Raw genomic sequence first — 19239 nt, forward strand, 5'->3', positions numbered from 1 at the left:
GAAATGAAAGAGTGAGATGAACATGAGCTTGTATGAACAAATTAACGATGAAATTATTTTAATGGATGCAGGCGAACTCAAGTGGATCGGACAGGAATTACCTCTTGAAGCGATGGTTGCAGTTGATTTAATGCTGCAAGAATTAGCCGAAGAAAATATCATTAAAGTGCGTCGTAAAAATCATGAAAAGACGACTGGCCTAAAACAGGTTGATCGTATTCTGGTTGAAAAACTTTAAACATAAAGCATGAAAAGTCCCTGATTGGGACTTTTTTTATGCCGGATGATTTTCATCTGACAGGTTGCTTATGAGCACCAGATGAGATAAAGCTAAGTTTAGGCCGCTATAAAAATTCAGCGACTACTATCGAAATGACTTAAATTAAAGAAATAAGCCAAAGAAGCGGTTAAACATGAATATACAGCCCCAGATCCAGATCAAATCTTTAGAGCAAATATCACAGGCAGAATGGCTATTTTTATGGCAAGACTATCAACGCTTTTATCAGACGCAAATTTCTGAAGAGGTAAGTGAAAATACCTGGGATAAATTAACCAATTATGAATTAGATTCAATGTACGGTTTTGCGGCCTTGATTGATGGAAAGGTCGTAGGAATTGTGCATGTTATCGAACATAACAGTAGCTGGACAGTAAGACCTTATGCCTATTTGCAGGATCTATTTACCCATCCGGACTATCGCGGACAAGGCGTGGCGCGCAAGCTGATTCAACATGTCTATCAGGTAGCGCAGCAGCGTAATTGCGACCGGGTTTACTGGCTGACTCAGGAATCAAACCATCAGGCACAAGTGTTGTATAACAAAGTCGCTAAGAAAACAGGATTCATTCAGTACCGTATGGATTAAAGCTCAAAAATTAAAAAAATAACTTACAATTTTATCGTTTCATCGCTGCAACAAAACGTTTTATCTTTAGGGCTGTAAACGGTTCCAGATTCTATACACTTAATAACATCCAAAACGTGAGATAAAAACATGAATTTCAAAACATTAGCATTAGGCTTGGCGGTCGTATCTGTAGCAACAGTTTCTATGGCAAAACCAGTGGCCTATACGATTGACCCGACTCATTCAGCAACGGTGTTCTCTTGGAGCCACTTTGGTTTCTCTACACCATCTGCAAACTTCAGTGACATCCAGGGTACCATTAATGTTGATAATGCAAAACCTGCGAATTCCTCGGTCAATGTGAACATCCCGGTTGCAAGCATTAATACGAATGTGAAAGCACTGGATGATCATATTAAGACAGCAGAATTTTTTGATGCTGCCAAATATCCGAATATCACTTTTAAAAGTACTAAAGTTCAGGCTTTAGGCAAAAACAAATACAAAATCACCGGTAACTTAACCGTGAAAGATGTCACTAAGCCTGTGGTACTGGATGCAGTTTTGAATAAACAGGGTGTACACCCAATGACCAAATTACAAACGATAGGTTTTAATGCAACCACTTCATTTAACCGTTCAGCCTTTGGGGTAGGCGGTTATGTTCCAAATGTGGGCGATAAAATTACAGTAAACATTACTACCGAGGCTTCTGTACCTGCTCTGAAAAAATAAGCATGACAAATTAAAAAAGCACCCAATTGGGTGCTTTTTTATTACGGTTATTTAAGTTGTAGGTTTTCTAAATAATGCATCAATACCGAGCTGGCTGCCTGTTCAAGCGCGGTTGCATAGCTTTGATGATCCGCCCGTAAGGCAGGAATATTGATCTGGGCTTTGCGTAACTCACAGGTATGTCCAATCAGCCATTTCTCTAAACTTTCACTGGCCACTTCAGCATGGAATTGTAGTGCCAGAATGTTTTGTCCTACCTGAAAAGCCTGATTTGGATAAAGGTCAGAGCTGGCCAGTAACTCTGCCTGTTCAGGTAAGTCAAAGGTATCACCATGCCAATGCAGGATGTCGATATCTTCAAGAGCTTTTAGTGGATTATTTTCAATAGAAGTAAGACTGAGTTTAGACCAGCCAATTTCCTTCACATCTCCCGGATAGACTTTGGCATTCAAGGCAGCAGCAATTAACTGCGCACCTAAACAGATGCCTAACGTCGGTAAATTCTTTTGCAGGCGAACTTTAAGTAAGTCCATTTCCTGTTGTAAAAAAGGATAATCCTCAGTTTCATAGACTGCAATCGGGCCACCGAGAATAACTGTTAATCCGGGATGTTCAAACGCCTTGGTGAGATCATCGATACCGGCTTCGAAATAACGCACACGTAAGCCGAGCTGATAAAAAATATCTTCCCAAGCACCTAAGTCTTCAAAAGCCAAATGTTGAATGGCATACACGGTATCGGGGAGGTGAGCTAAGTTCAGCATAGTTTTTTGATATCAAGAGAATGATTTAATTTAACGTGAATCAAAAGCAAAATAAAAGGCTTTATGCCTCACATCACATACATTATAGAAAATAATGAATATCGCTTCGCTATCGGCAACTGTATAAACATTTTTGTGTGATTGCTACATGAAGCGGGTCATTTTCCTTTTATATAGGAAAGAGAGTAGAGTAAGGCTGCCGTACTGAATAAAAACAACAAGCCTATCAGGATCAAGGATATGCAAAATATAAGTTTATATGTCGATAAAAACAGAATCAGCCCTTATGCCATGTCGGTCTATGTTGCCTTAAAAGAAAAGGGTTTAGATTTTCAGGAAATAGTGGTCGATTTAGATCAGCAGCAACAGAAATCTGCGGCTTATCAAGCCATTTGTCCAAGTGCTAAAGTTCCGTATTTAATAGTAGATAACTTTAGCCTGTTTGAATCATGGGCGATCACTGAATACTTGGAAGATGCCTTTCCAGCACCTAAGTATCCAGCCTTATATCCAAAGGAAATTCATGCCAGAGCTAAATGTCGGGCCATACAAGCCTTGGTCAAAACGGATTTTATGCAAATCCGCCAGCAAATGCCTTCCGATTCGGTATTTCATCCACCAAAAATATCTACACCTCTTACAGCTCCGATCACTGAAGAAATTCAGCGATTGTTAAATGTGGCAGAACATATGCTGGAGGATATATGGTTAACTGAACACTGGTCAATTGCAGACTTTGATCTGGCCTTTATATTGCATCGGTTGCTGAGCCATCAGGTGAAACTTCCTGTGAAAATAATAGAATATGTCGAGGGTAATTTTAAGCGTGCTTCGGTACAGGCGTGGCTGGAAGAACATGAAAAAGCTAAAACTTTAATTTAATGCCGACTGATAAAACAGTTCATAAAAAAACTACTTAAATAGGTAAAATTCAAGCGTAATATGAATCAGAACAAGACTTGAAAGATGCTGAGGATACAGTCCTCGTTGAATAAGAAGGAAGGAGTGGCCGGTGGGAAATTCACATCATCATGAGCATAGTCATGTCACCGTGACTGCAAAAAATGCCAGAAAATTATCAATAGCGCTGGGATTAACCACCACTTTTTTAATTGTGGAAGTGATTGCTGGTTTTCTAACTCAAAGTTTGGCCTTACTTTCTGATGCTGCGCATATGTTTACCGATGCTGCTGCACTGGCTATCGCTTTAGTCGCTATCAAAATTGGACAAAAACCGGCAGACAATAAACGGACATTTGGTTATCAGCGCTTTGAGATTTTGGCTGCTTTGTTTAACGCCTTAATGCTGTTTGTGGTTGCGATTTATATCTTGTTTGAAGCTTATCAGCGTTTGAGTCATCCACCAGAAATTCAAAGCCTTGGCATGATGATTGTTGCTGTTTTGGGGCTGATCATTAATCTGATTTCCATGAAAATTCTGGTGTCTAGTAGTCAGGAAAGTCTCAATGTCAAAGGTGCTTATCTGGAAGTGCTCAGTGATGCACTGGGATCTGTAGGCGTGATTATTGGAGCACTAGTGATTTATTTCACCGGCTGGATGTGGATAGATACACTCATTGCAGTATTAATCGGATTTTGGGTATTGCCAAGAACCTGGATTTTGCTGAAACAGAGCATCAATATTCTGCTTGAAGGTGTGCCGGAGGAAATTGATATTGAAAAATTACGTCACGATCTTTTGGCGCTTGATGGGGTCCAGGATATTCATCAGCTCAAGGTCTGGGCGATTACTTCCAAAAAAGTCATGCTGACCGTGCATCTGGTTGCACCGAATGTGGATTATCAGAAACTGCGGCATCAGACCTTTGAGATGCTTCACCATGAGCATCATATTACCGAGATGACCTTGCAGATTGAAGCGGAAGATTGCCCGCCGGAACATCGGGGACAATCCTCACATCCGCATTCACATGCTGAAACCCATCAGCATTGAAGTGGAATAATCTAAGCATCGGGAAAGTTGATTATTTTTTTAAAAGTGAACGAATCACATCCAGATAACTTGGCGGAGCATCGACATACTCACGCTCCCTTAACATCTGGTGCATTCTCCCCAGCTTTTGATGCGGAACAGAGGCCATCAAATGATGTTCAATATGATAGTTCACATGAATCGGGGCAACCAAAGCACGTGCCAGCCAGCCTGCACGAGTAGTTCGGGTATTGCTAAGGGCAGAATGACTGGTTTCTAATCCGGCATGTTCAGCCATGGCACGGATGCGGATGAACAAAGGAAATGGGGTGATATAGGCGAGAGGCCATAATAAATACAGTTTAGGATGGCCGCTGGCCCAAAGCGCAGAAAAAATTGCTGCATTTGAAATTAACATACCAGAACTATTTTTAAGCAAGTTTTTCGCTAACTCTAAATTGCTGCGATCATCACGCGGAATTGGCTTGGGGTCATTGGAAACACTCCATTCCAGTAATTCCAGATCCATTAATACTCGACCAGCGAGAAATTTAAGCCCCGATTGCCCATTCAGGTCACGGAAGAATTTCCTGAATAGTGAGCTTTGCGTAATGGGAAAGTTTTTTACCAACCCCAAGTCAGGATCATCTGGTTGCGAGGTTTTAGCATGATGTTTCAGATGATAAGGACGATACTTGCTGACATCATTCCAGATCGGGCGTGCACAGAGCCAGTCAGTCAAATGAGTGTTCAACCATTTGGTTTTAAAAAGACTATGGTGCGAGGCATCATGCATCAAAATAGCCATGGCAAGCTGGCGTCCAGCAAGAATGGCCAATGCCAGCGCGCACATCAGGACTTTCCCCCACGTAGGTAAATATTCCCAGCTATAGGCTACCGTGCCAAAGGTCATGACAATTACGGTCCATGTCGAACCTACTGCCCAGGCACCGTGCAAGTCTGAGGTCGTGGTGAGTTCTTTAATTTCATCACGACTAAAAAGTTCTGTGACACTGACCTTGCTGATCATTCTTCTGCCTATATTTAGTTCTTATTGCTGTATTCAATATATTTGGATGAAATATTACAGTCAATTTATTTTTGTGTATAAAATAGAAATAAATTAGACCCCTTGGTCTTTAAAATAATGTTGCCATAAAAGTTGACCCTGTTTTTCTATTTTGCGGACTGCGAGCTCAAATTGTTGTCGGGCATCGGTGTCTATCCATTCTGCAGGAAGCAAAGGATCAGCACGTAAACTAAACAGGGCAGATTTACCTAGATAAAAGGCACTTTTTGCAGCATCTGCTAAAGTCAGATTTTGGTAATTCTCAAACCAGTCATTGATATCATGCTGTACTGCATGATAGGTCTGATGTAGCGCTTCGATATCCCATAAATCACGAACTTCGGTTTCACTTTCCAGTTGACTGATTTGGAAAAAACGTGCGTCAGGATCTAATCCAAACTGGATTACAGCTGTTTTTAATGGACTTAGGTTTAGTGTTAAATTATCGGGACGAATAAAAACATTTTGCTCTAGTTCCTGAAAACCATAATAACGTAGCGCTTTTTCTCTTTTAGATAAGGCAGTACGGTCTACACGTCCCAAAGTGCCGGTATAGACCAATACATATTTTCCGTTCCATGTGGTCGCCGTTTGCATATCAGGGTGTTTGTTTAAGCTGATAAAAGAAGTATCGAATTTTTTCTCTAGCAATTGATATACGCCGCGCTCTACAGCTTGAATCACATTTTCCTGATTTAATCGGGCCACAGCGACACGGATACCATTGTCAGATATACCCAATAATTCAGCAGCAGTTAATATCCGCTTAATAGACAGGGTGGAGTTTTTAGAGGCATATAAAAGATCTAGAATTAGATGACGAGCATTTAATTTATAAGTCATGAAACGATATCGTTATGAAAGGGATTGAAAGTTTTAAAGTTTATCCACAATAGCACTTTGTCATGAATAACCCAAAAAAATTGTCAGGGTAAAAGAGGATGAATAAGTGATTTGAGATATACATTTTATTAATAAATTTTTTTCAAACACAATAAAAAAACCCTTATCTTTCGATAAGGGTTTTTCGTATTCTGGAGCGGGAAAGGAGACTCGAACTCCCGACCCCAACCTTGGCAAGGTTATGCTCTACCAACTGAGCTATTCCCGCAATGAGGTGAATTATAGAGAATTCCACAGCAGTGTCAACTCCCTATAAATCTGTTTGATTAATTAATCAGCACGGCGCCAAACTGTACCTTGACGGGTATCCTCAAGAACAACACCTTGATCAAGTAAAGATTGACGGATTTCGTCTGCGCGTGCGAATTCTTTGGCTTTCTTGGCATCCTGACGCTGTTGAATCAAATCTTCAATTTGTTCAGGTGACAATCCTAGAGCTTCTTGACCAATGTCAGATTTGAGGAACTCATCTACATTTTGCTGTACCAGACCGAGAATATTGGTCAGGTGACGTAAAGTTGCGTAGTAGATCGCTGCCTGTTCCGCATTTTCTTCTTTCACGGTACGATTCAGCTCTTTATTGATTTCGAACAATACCGCAATCGCTTCAGGCGTATTGAAATCATCACGCATAGCGGCATTGAAACGCTCAACCAAAGCCTCATCCAGAGTTTCAATCAGATGATCACCATAAACCGCCTGATAGGTTTTAAAAGAATGGTAGAAACGAGACAAGGTATTTTTTGCTTCTTTTAAGGCAACATCCGAGTAATTCACCGGGCTACGATAATGGGAAGACACAATGAAATAACGCACCACTTCCGGATGGAATTTTTCAATCACGTCGCGAATAGTGAAGAAATTGCCTAAAGACTTCGACATTTTCTCGCCATCGACATTAATAAATCCGGCATGCATCCAGTAATTGACATACTGTTCGCCAGTAGATGCTTCAGATTGTGCAATTTCATTTTCATGATGCGGGAAGGTTAAATCAGCACCACCGCCATGAATATCGAAATGATTGCCTAGGCAGCAGGTCGACATTGCGGAACATTCGATGTGCCAGCCTGGACGGCCATTACCCCACGGTGATGCCCATGATGGCTCATTTTCCTTGGCATGTTTCCACAGTACAAAGTCAAATGGATGTTTCTTTTCAACTTCGACATCGACACGTTCAGACGCACCCGCTTGCATATCTTCTAGTTTACGGCCAGATAGACGACCGTATTTGGCGAATTTCTCGACCTCAAAGTAGACATCGCCATTATTGGAAGGATAAGCCGTACCTTTGTCGACCAGGTTGCCGATCATTGCTTGCATTTGATCGATGTAATCTGTGGCTTTAGGTGCTACATCAGGTGCAAGGCAGCCCAGTTTGGCAAAATCCTCATTCATCGCATCAATAAAGCGGCTGGTTAGCTCTGAGATACTTTCGCCATTTTCATTGGCACGTTTAATAATTTTGTCGTCAATATCCGTAATATTACGCACATATTTGACTTTCCAGCCTTGGCTACGCAGGAAACGGATAATATAGTCAAATGCAACCACTGTACGTGCATGTCCAATATGACAGTAGTCATAAACCGTCATACCACAGACATACAGATCAATTTGACCTTCAACACGAGGTACGAATTCTACTTTTTTGCGTTGCTCTGAGTTATATAGAACAAATGGTTGCATAGCTGTTCAAAAGACTTCAAATAAAAGGATGAATCATCTTAACCTAAGCATAATTATTCATAAAGATAAAAGCGCAAAAAGCCTCAGTTATTTAGGATAGTTAGGCAACGAGAGTGATTTAGAAAGAAGAGGTTCAGGAAGTGAAATAGCGATATTGAGCTTACATTTTCAGAGGTAGTGTTTGCCAGTATGATTAAATTATATTTGAATGAGTCTGGTCTGATTTGAACCAAACCTATTTTGGATAGCGTAAGCGCGTTCCCCTAAAAAATAAAAACAAGCGCCTTTTACAGCGTCAAAAATGAAGCGAATGTAGAGGTGGAGATACCAGATTGTGCAAGTTAAATACAATCTGAATATATTAAAAATCCGTCGAATCTTCTACATTTAGAAAACTTACAATTGCATAGCTATGCTAAAATTGCGAAAATTATGCCCATCAAACCAGAGTTTTTCTCTGTCCTTAGCGTAGGTAAACAGGCTTTGAATCCACAAAAAACAGCGAATCAACTAGATTTCCAGAAAGTCGCACTTGAAACACTGCGCATCGAAGAAAATGCACTACAGATTTTAGCAACACAGATTGATGACCGTTTTAGCAGGGCATGTGAAATTATTCTACAGTGTACTGGCCGTCTGGTGATTACCGGAATGGGCAAGTCAGGTCATATTGGCCGTAAAATGGCGGCGACCTTTGCTTCGACCGGAACTCCCTCATTCTTTATGCATCCAGGTGAAGCCGGTCATGGTGACTTAGGGATGCTGGTGGCTGGTGATGTGCTGATTGCAATTTCAAACTCGGGCAAGAGTGATGAAATCATGATGCTGATGCCGCTGATCAAGCATCTGGAAATTCCGCTGATTACCATCAGTGGTGATGATCGTGGTCCAATGCCACAAAATGCTGATGTAGCTTTAACGCTGGGTAATATTCAGGAGGCTTGTCCACTGGGTTTAGCGCCGACATCGTCAACGACGGCAACATTGGCTTTGGGCGATGCTTTGGCGGTAGCTTTATTGGATGCTCGTGGCTTTACCTCGGATGATTTTGCACGCTCACATCCTGCAGGTGCGCTGGGTAAGCGTCTGTTATTGCATGTGAAGCATCTGATGCGTACTGGCGCAGATTTACCTAAAGTCTCGCCAGATACCGCCATGAATAAAGTATTATACGAAATTTCCAACAAGCGCTTGGGCTTAACCACAGTCGTCGATGAAAATGATGTGTTGCTGGGGATTTTTACCGATGGTGACTTGCGTCGCTTGATTGATAAGCAGCAAGGTTTTGATGTCAATCTGGCTATTCAGGACGTGATGACCAAAAATCCGTTGACCATTTCTCAGGAAGCACGTGCAGTGGTGGCACTGGAACGTATGAATGAGCATAAAATTAATCAATTTGTAGTTGTTGATGATGCCAATAAAGTCATTGGTGTGATTAGTATGCATGACCTGATTCAGGCCGGGGTAAATTAATAAATGGCATCTTATGTATTATTAGAGCAGGCACGTCATATTGCAGCACTGGTGCTTGATGTAGATGGTATTTTAAGTGATGGCTTTGTAACGCTGACTAATACTGGCGATGAGATCAAATCCTTTGATATTCGTGATGGTCTGGGCATGAAACTGGTTCAGCAAGCAGGGATCAAGGTGATTATTATCACCGGACGTAAAAGCAATATTGTAGAAAAGCGTATGTCGGATCTGGGTGTTGATCTGGTCTATCAGGGCCGTGAAGATAAAGGTACAGCACTTCGTGAAGCCTGTGCGCAGCTCAACATTGATCCTGAAGATTGCCTGTACATGGGCGATGACTGGCCTGATCTGTCTGCTTTTGCCATTGCCGGCATGAAAGTGACCGTGCCTAATGGTCATGTCGAAGTTCGCCGCCGTGCCGATCTGGTGACTCAGGCGCAGGGTGGACGTGGTGCGGTGCGTGAAATCTGCGATATGTTGTTAATGTCCAAAGGCATGTACCAAGAGTTACTTGAAAAATATACTCGTGCGCCTTATTAATAAGTCATATCTTTTGGATTAAGTACACCGCTTATGGATACTAAAGTTTTATATATTACGGCTGTGATTATTGCCGCAATAAGTGGTGGTTATTACTATTACAGCGGCAAGGGCAACAAGCTGCAGGCAGACTCTGCGCGCAGCATGACCTATTCCGCTCAAAATATTAACTTAACCCAGACGGATGAATCAGGCCAGGTGTCGGTTCGTGCCCAAGTGGACCGACTCGAGCAGAACCTGCAGCTAGAAACCTCAAAGCTGGAAAATCTGCGAGCATCGACTTATGACAATGGTAAAGTCGATGCGACTTTCTTTGCCAAAATGGCGCATGGTTATGATGACAATACAAAAGTTGTACTCTCTCAAGAAGTGCTCGCCACCAAAATCATGCAAAATGGAAAAATGCAGTTTCGTACTGAAGAACTGACTGCTTTTCCGAAAACACGTGAAATTGAAACAGACAAGACAGTGATTGTGGAATCTCCACAGGCTGAATTCGTCAGCCAGGGTCTTAAAGCCAATCTTAATGATGGTCAATACGAATTCTTTAATATTCGAGGAAAGTATGAACCAAACTCCTAAAGCCAAAATGATGCACACTTTCCTGAAGCGTATGACGCTGGCGACTGTGGTTGGACTCGGTTCAATCGCTGCTTTTGCACTGCCATCTGACCGTAACCAGCCAATCACTTTGCTGGCTGACCGGGCGACTTTCAATGAGCGGACGGGTGTGACGACGTATTCGGGCAACGTTATCATTGAACAGGGCACCATGAAGCTGCAAGCCAATTCGATTGTGGCCAATCTGAACAATAAGCGCCAGATCAGCCTGATTACAGCGACAGGCAGCCCGGCACAGTTCCAGCAAAAAGTGGATCCGGCCAAAGGTCTTGCCAAAGGTCAGGCGCAGAAAATTGTCTACAATGCTGAAACTGGGATTATTACTTTGTCCGGTAATGCCTTCCTGCAACAGGATGGTGCTAGTATTCGTGGTGCGACTTTAAAATACAGCATGAACAAAGGCGATATCGAAGCTATCGGAACACCAAACAAAACCGGTTCATCGTCTGGTCGTGTACAAATCGTGATTCCACCTTCTAGTTCAACATCCTTTCCGGGAGCGCGTGATTAATGGAGCAATCGCAGCAGATTCAAACCCTCACCATTAAGCATCTGGCGAAAAACTATAATAAACGCTGGGTAGTGAAAGATGTATCGTTCAGCATGGAAAGTGGCCAGATTGTTGGGTTGCTGGGACCAAATGGCGCCGGTAAAACCACCAGTTTTTATATGGTGGTCGGTCTGGTACGGATGGACAAGGGGGAAATCTATCTGGATGATCTCGATCTTTCCGACCTTGCAATGCATGAACGGGCACGTAAGGGAATTGGTTATTTGCCGCAGGAAGCTTCGATTTTCCGAAAACTGACGATTTCAGAAAATATTATGGCGATTCTGGAAACCCGTAAAGATATGACCAAGGCACAACGTCAGCAACGGTTGGCGGAGCTACTGGCAGACTTTAAAATCACTCATATTAAAGATTCTTTGGGTATGAGTGTATCCGGTGGTGAGCGACGTCGTGCCGAGATTGCGCGTGCACTCGCTGCTGATCCAAAATTTATGCTACTCGATGAGCCTTTTGCCGGTGTCGATCCGATTTCGGTCGGGGATATTAAGGATATTATTACAACCTTGAAAGATCGCGGAATTGGGGTACTGATTACCGATCATAACGTGCGTGAAACGCTGGCGATTTGTGAGCATGCTTATATTGTTAGTGAAGGCGCATTACTTGCTGAAGGTACACCAGAAGAAATCCTGGCAAATGAGACCGTAAGAAAAGTTTATCTGGGTGATGATTTCACTGTTTAAATAATCCTGCTTTATATAAAACCCTGCATCAGACGCCAGTTGTCGGATGCAGGGTTTTTTTTGATCAAATCAAAGTGGAAAAGATTTCTTTTAAAGGGATTTGATATATTGTTAGACTAAAACAAGAAACATTACATAATTATGCGATTTAGGGCAGAACACTTTAAAAAAAAATCAGGGGAAAACAGATCAAAAAAGAAAGAGATTGATACTTCTTCTTTTGCCTTTATCTGTATCTTTGGTGCATGCAGAAAGCTCACCCCATTATTTTGCCAATCTCAAAAATGGCTTGGGGCAGCTGATTGCACCCAAGCCGACACGGTCAGCGCATAACATAGATATTACCTCGCTTGGTCATTATTCATTAGATACATCAAAAGTAGCTGAGCTGCCGCAAATTACCCGGCCACAGTCAGAACAGCCAGCTTTAAGTTCTACGATCACAGCTGGTATTCCAAAGACAATGAATCTGGTGGAAGCCGTACACCGGGCAGTGCAACGACGACCTGAAATTACCCAGAGTATTTCAAAATTATCTGCACAGGCCGCGAATATTGATGTGGCGAGATCGGGTTATTATCCGCAGTTATCCGGAGGTATCGGGACAGGGGATCTCACTTCAGGTGAACGTGGACGACAAATCGTTTCTTTGAATGCCACCCAGATGCTGTATGACTTTGGCAAAATTAAAACCAATGTCAGTGTAGAAGAAGCCCGTTTAGCAGAAGAACAGGCAAGGGTACTGGTCAGTCTGGATCAGATCGCATTTGAAGTGGCTGATGCCATAGTGAATATCAAACGCTATCAGCAAATTACCCAGATTGCCCAGCAGCAGATTCAGGGCATTGGACGGATTGCAGAAATTGCCAATTTGCGTGCCCGCGCCGGGATCAGCAGTCAGGCTGACCCGATTCAGGCCCAGTCCAATCTGGAAGCAGCACAATCGAATCTGATTGTTCAGCAGACCCAGCTCAGACAATATCAACAACGCTTGCGTACCTTGCTAGGATTTGATGTATCCACTGTTGAATGGGATATTCCTGAGCGTATTGTGGCACAGGCCGATCTTTATCAGGATCCGGAATTTACCCAGATTCCGAACATGATTCTGGCCCATGCAGGGGTCAATGTTGCCCGTTTGCAAAAAGATCAGGCGCGGCTAAGCCCTTATCCGACTATTAGTATTAAAGGCAGTCTAAGTCAGGCGATGAATGGGCGGAATCCAAATAATAATGAAGATGATGGCTTTTATAATTCAGTCATGATTGAAGCCAGCAGTAATTTTATCAGGGTGGTGCAATACGTTCACAGACCCGTGCCGCAAGCTATGCCGAAGAAGCTGCACGCGCACAGGTTAATACGGTCTATCTGGATGTGCTGGATCAGGTGCGCTTGATCCGAGAACAGATTGAAAATAAACAAAAACAAATGGGAGTTTTATCCCAGCGCCGCGCAACCACGGTACGCACCAAAGAGCTGTATCAAGAACAATATAAATTGGGTACCCGAACCGTGGTGGACTTGCTGAACGCAGAGCAAGCCATTCATAGTGCCGCGCAGGAAATTGAATCGGCACGCTATGACATTTATTCGGCGATCGTACAGTACATTCAGGTCACGGGCCGTACACGGGATATTTACGCGCTTAACAGTATTTCTATTCAGGGGTTTGAAGTTCAGCCATGAGTACTACAATAATAAATTATCAACCTTGGCTTCAGGCAGTTTTAAATATTGCCCGGCATTACCGGATCGAGCCTTCTGAGGAGCGGATACGCCTGCAACTGGACTGGAACCAGCATCATGACATCGATGACATGCTCAAGATAGTCAGTCGTCAGATGGGTTTAAATGTCCGTAAAAATAAATTTGAGCGCAGCCTGCTGAATCCATGGCGTTTACCTTTACTGGTTGAATTCGATAGTGGTGATGTGGGGGTGATTGAACGCATCGACACACAGGGCAATGTCAGCATCCAGCTCAGTGGTGATGAAGGTTTATCTCAAAGCTTTACAGTTGAACAGTTAGAGGTTGGCATAAAGCATCTTTATGTGCTGCGTCCTGAATCTTCAGTTCCAGATGCGCGGGTGGACGAATATATCAAACCCTTTGAGAAAAACTGGTTCTGGTCAATTGTCCTGAATGACTGGAAGCGCTATATCGATGTGATGTTTGCGTCTTTAATTGCCAATATTCTGGCACTGGCCACGATAGTTTTCTCGATGAATGTCTATGACCGTGTCATTCCATCGCAATCTATTCCGACGTTATGGGTGTTGGCCGGTGGCGTGCTGATCGCTGCGATTTTTGAATTTGTATTACGTGTCTCGCGGATCTATCTATCAGACATTATTGGTAAACGCGCGGATTTAAAAATTTCTGACCGGGTTTTTGGTCATTCATTACGGATTAAAAACAGTGAACGTTCCAAATCAACAGGAACCTTCATTTCACAAATTCGTGAGCTGGAAGGCGTCCGCGAACTGGTGACTTCAACCACAGTTACGGCCATTGCCGATCTGCCATTCTTCTTCCTGTTCTTAGGCATCTTCTGGGTGATCGGTGGCAATCTGTTCTGGGTCATGTTACTCGTTGTGCCCTTAATGATTCTTCCGGGAATTCTGGCGCAGAAAAAACTGGCACAGCTGGCCCAGTTGGGCATGCGCGAATCTGCCATCCGCAATGCCTTGCTGGTAGAAGCCGTACAAGGCATTGAAGATATCAAGCTGTTAAGGGCTGAAACACGTTTCCAGAATCAGTGGAATCATATGAATGAAGTATCAGCCGATGTCAGCATGCAGCAACGTAAAATTGTCGGCTTGATGACCGCCTGGACCCAAAAAATTCAGGGACTAACCTTTGCGATTGTGGTTTTGGTCGGGGCTTTTGCGGTGATGGAGGGTGACATGACCACAGGCGCACTGGTGGCCTGTTCGATTCTTTCTTCACGCATGTTAGCACCAATTTCACAAATTACGGGCGTGCTGGGTCGCTTGCAGCAGGCCAAAGTGGCGAAATCCGGTCTGGATGAACTCATGAAAAAACCGGTGGATCAGCCGGATTATTCGCACCTGATTCATCGTCCGGCACTGGATGGGCATTATGAGCTCAACGGTGTGGTGTTCAAATATGGCGATGATGATCCGAAACCGAGTTTGATGATTCCCAAGCTAGAGATCAAGCCCGGGGAGAAAATTGCAATTCTGGGCCGTAATGGTGCAGGAAAATCGACCTTGTTGCAGCTCTTGTCTGGGATGCAGACACCGCTACAGGGCAAGGTCAAGCTGGATGGGATTGATCTGACCCTGATTGACCCGTCAGATGTGCGGCGTGATATGGGCTTGCTGAATCAGAACTCGCAGTTATTTTATGGTTCAATTCGTGAAAACCTGACTTTGGGCGCACCCTTGGCCACCGATCAGCAAATTCTGGAAGCCTTACAAATTACCGGCGCACTGGGATTTATACAGGAGAAAAAAGAAGGGCTGGATCATATCATTTTAGAGGGTGGTGTCGGCTTCTCTGGTGGACAGCGCCAAGCCTTGTTATTGGCGCGACTGTTGATCCGTCAACCAAAAATTTTGCTACTGGATGAACCGACCGCTGCCATTGATGATGTGTCAGAAAAACAGTTGATTGATCATCTTAAAGGCTATTTAACCCATCGTACCATGGTGGTTGCGACTCATCGCCGTGCGGTATTGGAACTGGTGGATCGTATTCTGGTGGTCAATGATGGCAAGATTGTGATGGATGGGCCACGGGATCAGATCCTGAATCAGTCGCAAGGTGGTAATAAGCGGGTTGTGGGAGCAAGTGCATGAGTGAACTACAACAACTAAAACGTTCCAGCAAGGTCAGCTTTCAGGAACCGCCATTACCCAAATCAAGTGTCATCATCTGGATTATTGGCATTGGCCTATTGGTATTGCTGAGCTGGGCCTGGATATTCAAATTGGAAGAAGTGTCTACCGGTACTGGGAAAATAATTCCATCATCCAAAGAGCAGGTGATTCAGTCTCTGGATGGCGGTATTTTGACTAAACTTAATGTCAAAGAAGGTGAGATTGTCGAGCGTGGGCAAGTATTGGCCCAGCTTGATCCGACCCGCTTTGAATCCAACGTCGGTGAATCAGAATCCTTGCTGGTGTCATCACGTGCCACTTCAGCCCGTTTACGTGCGGAAGTCACCGGCGCACCGTTGGTCTTTCCTGAAGAAGTGTTGAAATACCCCAAATTGGTTAAAGAAGAAACGGCCCTGTATCAGTCGCGTCGAGCCAATTTGCAAGAATCTGTTGCAGGCCTGGAACAGGCTTTGTTACTGGTGCAGCAAGAACTGGAAATGACCGCTCCCTTGGTCGCCAAAGGGGCAGCCAGTGAGGTTGAAGTGTTGCGTCTAAAACGTGAAGCCAATGACCTGCGTAATCAGATGAATGATATCCGTAATCAATATTATGTGAATGCGCGGGAAGAATTGTCCAAAGCCAATACTGATGTAGAAACCCAGCAACAGGTGGTACGTGGCAAGTCGGATACTTTGAGCCGAACTGTTTTTAAATCACCGGTTCGCGGTGTCGTCAAAGAGATTGATGTGATGACGCTGGGCGGCGTGATTCCACAAAATGGCAAGTTGATGACCATCGTGCCACTGGATGAAAAATTACTGGTTGAAGCACGAATCTCGCCGCGTGATATTGCCTTTATTCGCCCTGATCAGGAAGCATTGGTTAAAATTACAGCTTATGATTATTCGATCTATGGTGAGTTGAATGGTAAAGTTGCGATGATTTCACCGGATACCTTGCGTGATGAAGTCAAGCAGGATCAATTTTATTATCGGGTGTATATCCGTACCGATAGCGACAAGCTCAGCAATAATGCCGGGCAGGAGTTCAATATTACTCCAGGGATGGTGGCCACCGTGGATATTCGTACTGGTTCAAAAACCGTGATGGATTATCTGATCAAGCCATTTAATAAAGCCAAAGAAGCCTTGCGTGAACGGTAATATTTGCCAAGCAATTGAGTAAAACAATCGATCAAAATCAGGCCTCTCCGTGGAGAGGCTTTTTATTTGTCTGTGCAAAGCGGGTATACTGCAGCAGTGAGAGTTTAAAGCCTGAAGTTATGCCATTTACCATTGCCAGCCTGGTCAGTTTTGAGGAAGACATCAAAAAAAGCCGCTTTCAGGCCTTTGCCACCCCTGTTGAGAATGAGCAGGACGTCAAAGATTTTCTGGAAACTTATCGTGATCCAAGCACCACGCATCAATGCTGGGCCTGGAAAATTGGCCATCAGGTACGCTTTAATGATGATGGTGAACCTTCAGGCACAGCAGGACGCCCGATTCTGGCAACCATTGAAGGCAATGAGCTGACCAATGTGCTGGTGCTGGTCAATCGCTGGTATGGCGGGATCAAGCTGGGAACAGGGGGCTTGGTACGTGCCTATGGCGGCTGTGCTGGACAATGTTTGTTGTTGGCAGAAAAAATTGAACTGATTGAAAAGAAAAAGGTGCAATTTTCCTGTCAATTCAATGAGTGGGCCATCTTTCAATATGAGTTGAACCAGCAACAGATTGACTATCAGGAAGAATATACAGCTGAAGGAGTACAGGTCAGAGCCTTATTTCAGTTACATCAAATTCAACCTTTTGCCTTAAAAATTCAAGATGTGACCCGCGGCCGTGAACAGCTCAAAATCATAGAAGAAGCGACAGATGACTGACGTAGATCCATTACTGAAATATCGTGAGCAGCATAAACATCGCCTGAATTACATGCCTTGGCTGTACTGGTCTTTAAAGCCAAAAAATCGCGGTTGGGCAGAAGCGTGGCAAAAGGACTATCAGGCTTACTTGATGGAAATGGAAACCGTCGAGATTGGTGAAAACTGTTTTATTTCACCTCTTGCACATATTTTCGCGGAGCCGGGACGCAAAATCATTATTGGTGATAATAGCTTTATTGCTGCAGATTGCACCTTACATGGCCCCCTAGAGATCGGTAATGAAGTGGCGATCAATCATCACTGTATTCTGGATGGTGGCCGGGTGGGGATTAAACTGCATGATCAGGTGCGCATCGCCGCTTATTGTCATCTTTATGCCTTTGATCATGGCATGGATTTGGAGCAGCCGATTTATCAGCAGCCAGTACGTTCGCAAGGCATCGAGATCGGCCGGGATGTGTGGCTCGGTGCGCATGTCGGTATCAAGGACGGAATTAAAATCGCAGATCAGGCCGTGGTGGGAATGAACAGTATGGTGACCAAGGATGTCGAGAAGCGTGCGATTGTCGCCGGTAATCCGGCCCAATTCATTCGCTATCGTGAATAAGCTTTTGGAAGTCAAGTGCTTGATGCAACAGCCTGACTCAGCAGATGGTTCGATATATTGATCTATATTTGTTCACATAAAAGTTAACATATTTCAAGTCAAGCCTTACAGATTTCGCTGCACATTTTTGAATGCTTATGCTAAGTTAAAAATAACTAAGAAATTTTTATCATAAATAGAAGAGAGGCTAAACATGAAACGTGTCATCGCCTGCATCGACTCATCACCATGTATAAACGCGCTGGCTGACGCGGCGGCATGGATTGCCAAACAGACTGGCCGTGAACTGGTCCTGTTACAGGTTTTGGATTATTACCCGGCCAGTTATCATCTGGGGGAAATCAGCGGAGTGATTGGCTTTGAAAGTAATGCCATGTTACTGAAAGAACTGGCTGAGCTTGAACAAAAACAAAGTGAAATTGCGCTGGATTATAGCAATAACCTGCTGCAACACATTTCCGAGCGGATTCTGGCAGAACACGGTATTCAAACCACACATATTCAGGAAAAGGGTGATTTTCTGGAGCAAAGCTTCCAGATCCTGCAGCCTGATGATATCGCGGTGATTGGATTGCTTGGTGAACGCTCGGCTGAAAAAAACAAACCGATCGGTACCAATGTGGAAAATTTTATTCGTGGGGCCAATTGTACCGTGATGACGGTCGGAGAACAGTTTAAGCCGCCGACACGATTTATTTTCGCCTATGAATATTCACCGACCTGTATCAAGATGATGAAACGGATTGCGGAAAGTGATCTGCTGCGCTTATTGCAATGCCATTTGTTATATATCGGTGATCATGCTGAGATTCTGAATGAGCCTTTGCAATATTTAAATCAGGCTGGTTTAGATGTGGTGCCACAATACCGCTATGGCGATGTCGCAGAAAATATTTTGACCTATCAGCAGGAACTCGGAATTCAGCTGATCGTGTTGGGTGCATTTAGTCACAGTAAAATTCACCAGTTCTTTTTGGGCAGTATTGCGACCACGATTTTCCGGAATTCAAAAGTGCCTTTACTGGTTGCGAAGTGAGAATTGCATATAATAGCCAAGCGCG

The 19239-nt window shown here is 43.7% G+C and carries 19 protein-coding genes, 1 tRNA gene and 1 pseudogene; 16 read left to right on the forward strand and 5 right to left on the reverse strand.

Going from position 1 to position 19239, the window contains the following annotated elements; genetic code table 11:
• Positions 1-22 precede the first annotated feature (22 nt).
• From F893_RS08590 to F893_RS08600, 3 genes are all read left to right on the forward strand, one after another.
• A complete protein-coding gene (locus F893_RS08590) occupies positions 23-238 on the forward strand; it encodes a hypothetical protein (protein WP_005104357.1) in 216 nt (71 codons plus the stop codon).
• A gap of 175 nt (positions 239-413) precedes the next feature.
• The gene (locus tag F893_RS08595; RefSeq protein WP_005251478.1) at positions 414-869 is read left to right on the forward strand and encodes a GNAT family N-acetyltransferase; all 456 of its coding nucleotides are present in this window, start codon (positions 414-416) and stop codon (positions 867-869) included.
• A 129-nt stretch (positions 870-998) separates the two neighbouring features.
• Positions 999-1586, forward strand: coding sequence for a YceI family protein (locus F893_RS08600; protein WP_004279967.1), 588 nt, complete (start codon positions 999-1001; stop codon positions 1584-1586).
• Between the two features lie 47 nt (positions 1587-1633).
• On the opposite strand, the gene F893_RS08605 is transcribed toward F893_RS08600, so the two are convergent.
• Entirely contained in the window at positions 1634-2350 is a 717-nt protein-coding gene (locus F893_RS08605) for a glutamine amidotransferase (protein ID WP_004279966.1), read from the reverse strand.
• A gap of 240 nt (positions 2351-2590) precedes the next feature.
• On the opposite strand from F893_RS08605, the gene yfcF reads away from it, so the two are divergent.
• The gene (gene yfcF / locus F893_RS08610) at positions 2591-3232 is read left to right on the forward strand and encodes a glutathione transferase (RefSeq protein WP_004279965.1); all 642 of its coding nucleotides are present in this window, start codon (positions 2591-2593) and stop codon (positions 3230-3232) included.
• A 130-nt stretch (positions 3233-3362) separates the two neighbouring features.
• Positions 3363-4304: a cation diffusion facilitator family transporter gene (locus tag F893_RS08615; protein ID WP_004279963.1), complete on the forward strand. Its 942-nt coding sequence runs from the start codon at positions 3363-3365 to the stop codon at positions 4302-4304.
• A 31-nt stretch (positions 4305-4335) separates the two neighbouring features.
• On the opposite strand, the gene F893_RS08620 is transcribed toward F893_RS08615, so the two are convergent.
• The 4 genes from F893_RS08620 to cysS form a co-directional block, all read right to left on the reverse strand.
• The gene (locus tag F893_RS08620) at positions 4336-5313 is read right to left on the reverse strand and encodes a fatty acid desaturase family protein (RefSeq protein ID WP_005251487.1); all 978 of its coding nucleotides are present in this window, start codon (positions 5311-5313) and stop codon (positions 4336-4338) included.
• Between the two features lie 93 nt (positions 5314-5406).
• On the reverse strand, positions 5407-6195 hold the full coding sequence (locus F893_RS08625) for a hypothetical protein (protein WP_004279961.1): 789 nt from the start codon (positions 6193-6195) through the stop codon (positions 5407-5409).
• A gap of 192 nt (positions 6196-6387) precedes the next feature.
• Positions 6388-6463, reverse strand: a tRNA-Gly gene (locus tag F893_RS08630).
• 62 nt (positions 6464-6525) lie between these two features.
• Entirely contained in the window at positions 6526-7947 is a 1422-nt protein-coding gene (cysS, locus tag F893_RS08635; protein ID WP_004279960.1) for a cysteine--tRNA ligase, read from the reverse strand.
• Between the two features lie 432 nt (positions 7948-8379).
• On the opposite strand from cysS, the gene F893_RS08640 reads away from it, so the two are divergent.
• The 11 genes and pseudogenes from F893_RS08640 (at position 8380) to F893_RS08690 (ending at position 19214) form a co-directional block, all read left to right on the forward strand.
• Complete coding sequence (locus F893_RS08640; protein ID WP_004279959.1) at positions 8380-9423, forward strand: KpsF/GutQ family sugar-phosphate isomerase; 1044 nt, start codon at positions 8380-8382, stop codon at positions 9421-9423.
• A 3-nt stretch (positions 9424-9426) separates the two neighbouring features.
• Entirely contained in the window at positions 9427-9966 is a 540-nt protein-coding gene (locus F893_RS08645) for a KdsC family phosphatase (protein WP_004279958.1), read from the forward strand.
• 33 nt (positions 9967-9999) lie between these two features.
• Positions 10000-10548 (forward strand): LPS export ABC transporter periplasmic protein LptC, encoded by a 549-nt coding sequence (gene lptC, locus F893_RS08650; protein WP_004279957.1) that lies wholly within the window; start codon positions 10000-10002, stop codon positions 10546-10548.
• A complete protein-coding gene (lptA, locus tag F893_RS08655; RefSeq protein WP_004279955.1) occupies positions 10532-11098 on the forward strand; it encodes a lipopolysaccharide transport periplasmic protein LptA in 567 nt (188 codons plus the stop codon). The genes lptC and lptA overlap by 17 nt, the downstream gene beginning before the upstream one ends.
• Positions 11098-11841 carry an LPS export ABC transporter ATP-binding protein gene (gene lptB, locus F893_RS08660; protein ID WP_004279954.1) on the forward strand — a complete coding sequence of 248 codons (744 nt, stop codon included), beginning with the start codon at positions 11098-11100 and terminating at the stop codon, positions 11839-11841. The genes lptA and lptB overlap by 1 nt, the downstream gene beginning before the upstream one ends.
• 220 nt (positions 11842-12061) lie before the next feature.
• A pseudogene (locus F893_RS08665) lies at positions 12062-13527 on the forward strand (TolC family outer membrane protein).
• Complete coding sequence (locus F893_RS08670) at positions 13524-15665, forward strand: type I secretion system permease/ATPase (protein WP_004279950.1); 2142 nt, start codon at positions 13524-13526, stop codon at positions 15663-15665. The pseudogene F893_RS08665 and the gene F893_RS08670 overlap by 4 nt, the downstream one beginning before the upstream one ends.
• A complete protein-coding gene (locus F893_RS08675; RefSeq protein WP_004279948.1) occupies positions 15662-16849 on the forward strand; it encodes a beta-barrel domain-containing protein in 1188 nt (395 codons plus the stop codon). Before F893_RS08670 ends, F893_RS08675 begins: the two co-directional genes overlap by 4 nt.
• Positions 16850-16968: 119 nt before the next feature.
• Positions 16969-17568, forward strand: a complete 600-nt coding sequence (locus tag F893_RS08680) for an IMPACT family protein (protein ID WP_004279947.1) — start codon at positions 16969-16971, stop codon at positions 17566-17568.
• On the forward strand, positions 17561-18178 hold the full coding sequence (locus F893_RS08685; RefSeq protein WP_004279945.1) for a DapH/DapD/GlmU-related protein: 618 nt from the start codon (positions 17561-17563) through the stop codon (positions 18176-18178). The genes F893_RS08680 and F893_RS08685 overlap by 8 nt, the downstream gene beginning before the upstream one ends.
• Positions 18179-18371: 193 nt before the next feature.
• On the forward strand, positions 18372-19214 hold the full coding sequence (locus tag F893_RS08690; protein WP_004279943.1) for a universal stress protein: 843 nt from the start codon (positions 18372-18374) through the stop codon (positions 19212-19214).
• The last annotated feature ends 25 nt before the right edge of the window (positions 19215-19239 follow it).

Source organism: Acinetobacter sp. CIP 102136 (assembly GCF_000369685.1).
Lineage (GTDB): Bacteria > Pseudomonadota > Gammaproteobacteria > Pseudomonadales > Moraxellaceae > Acinetobacter > Acinetobacter fasciculus.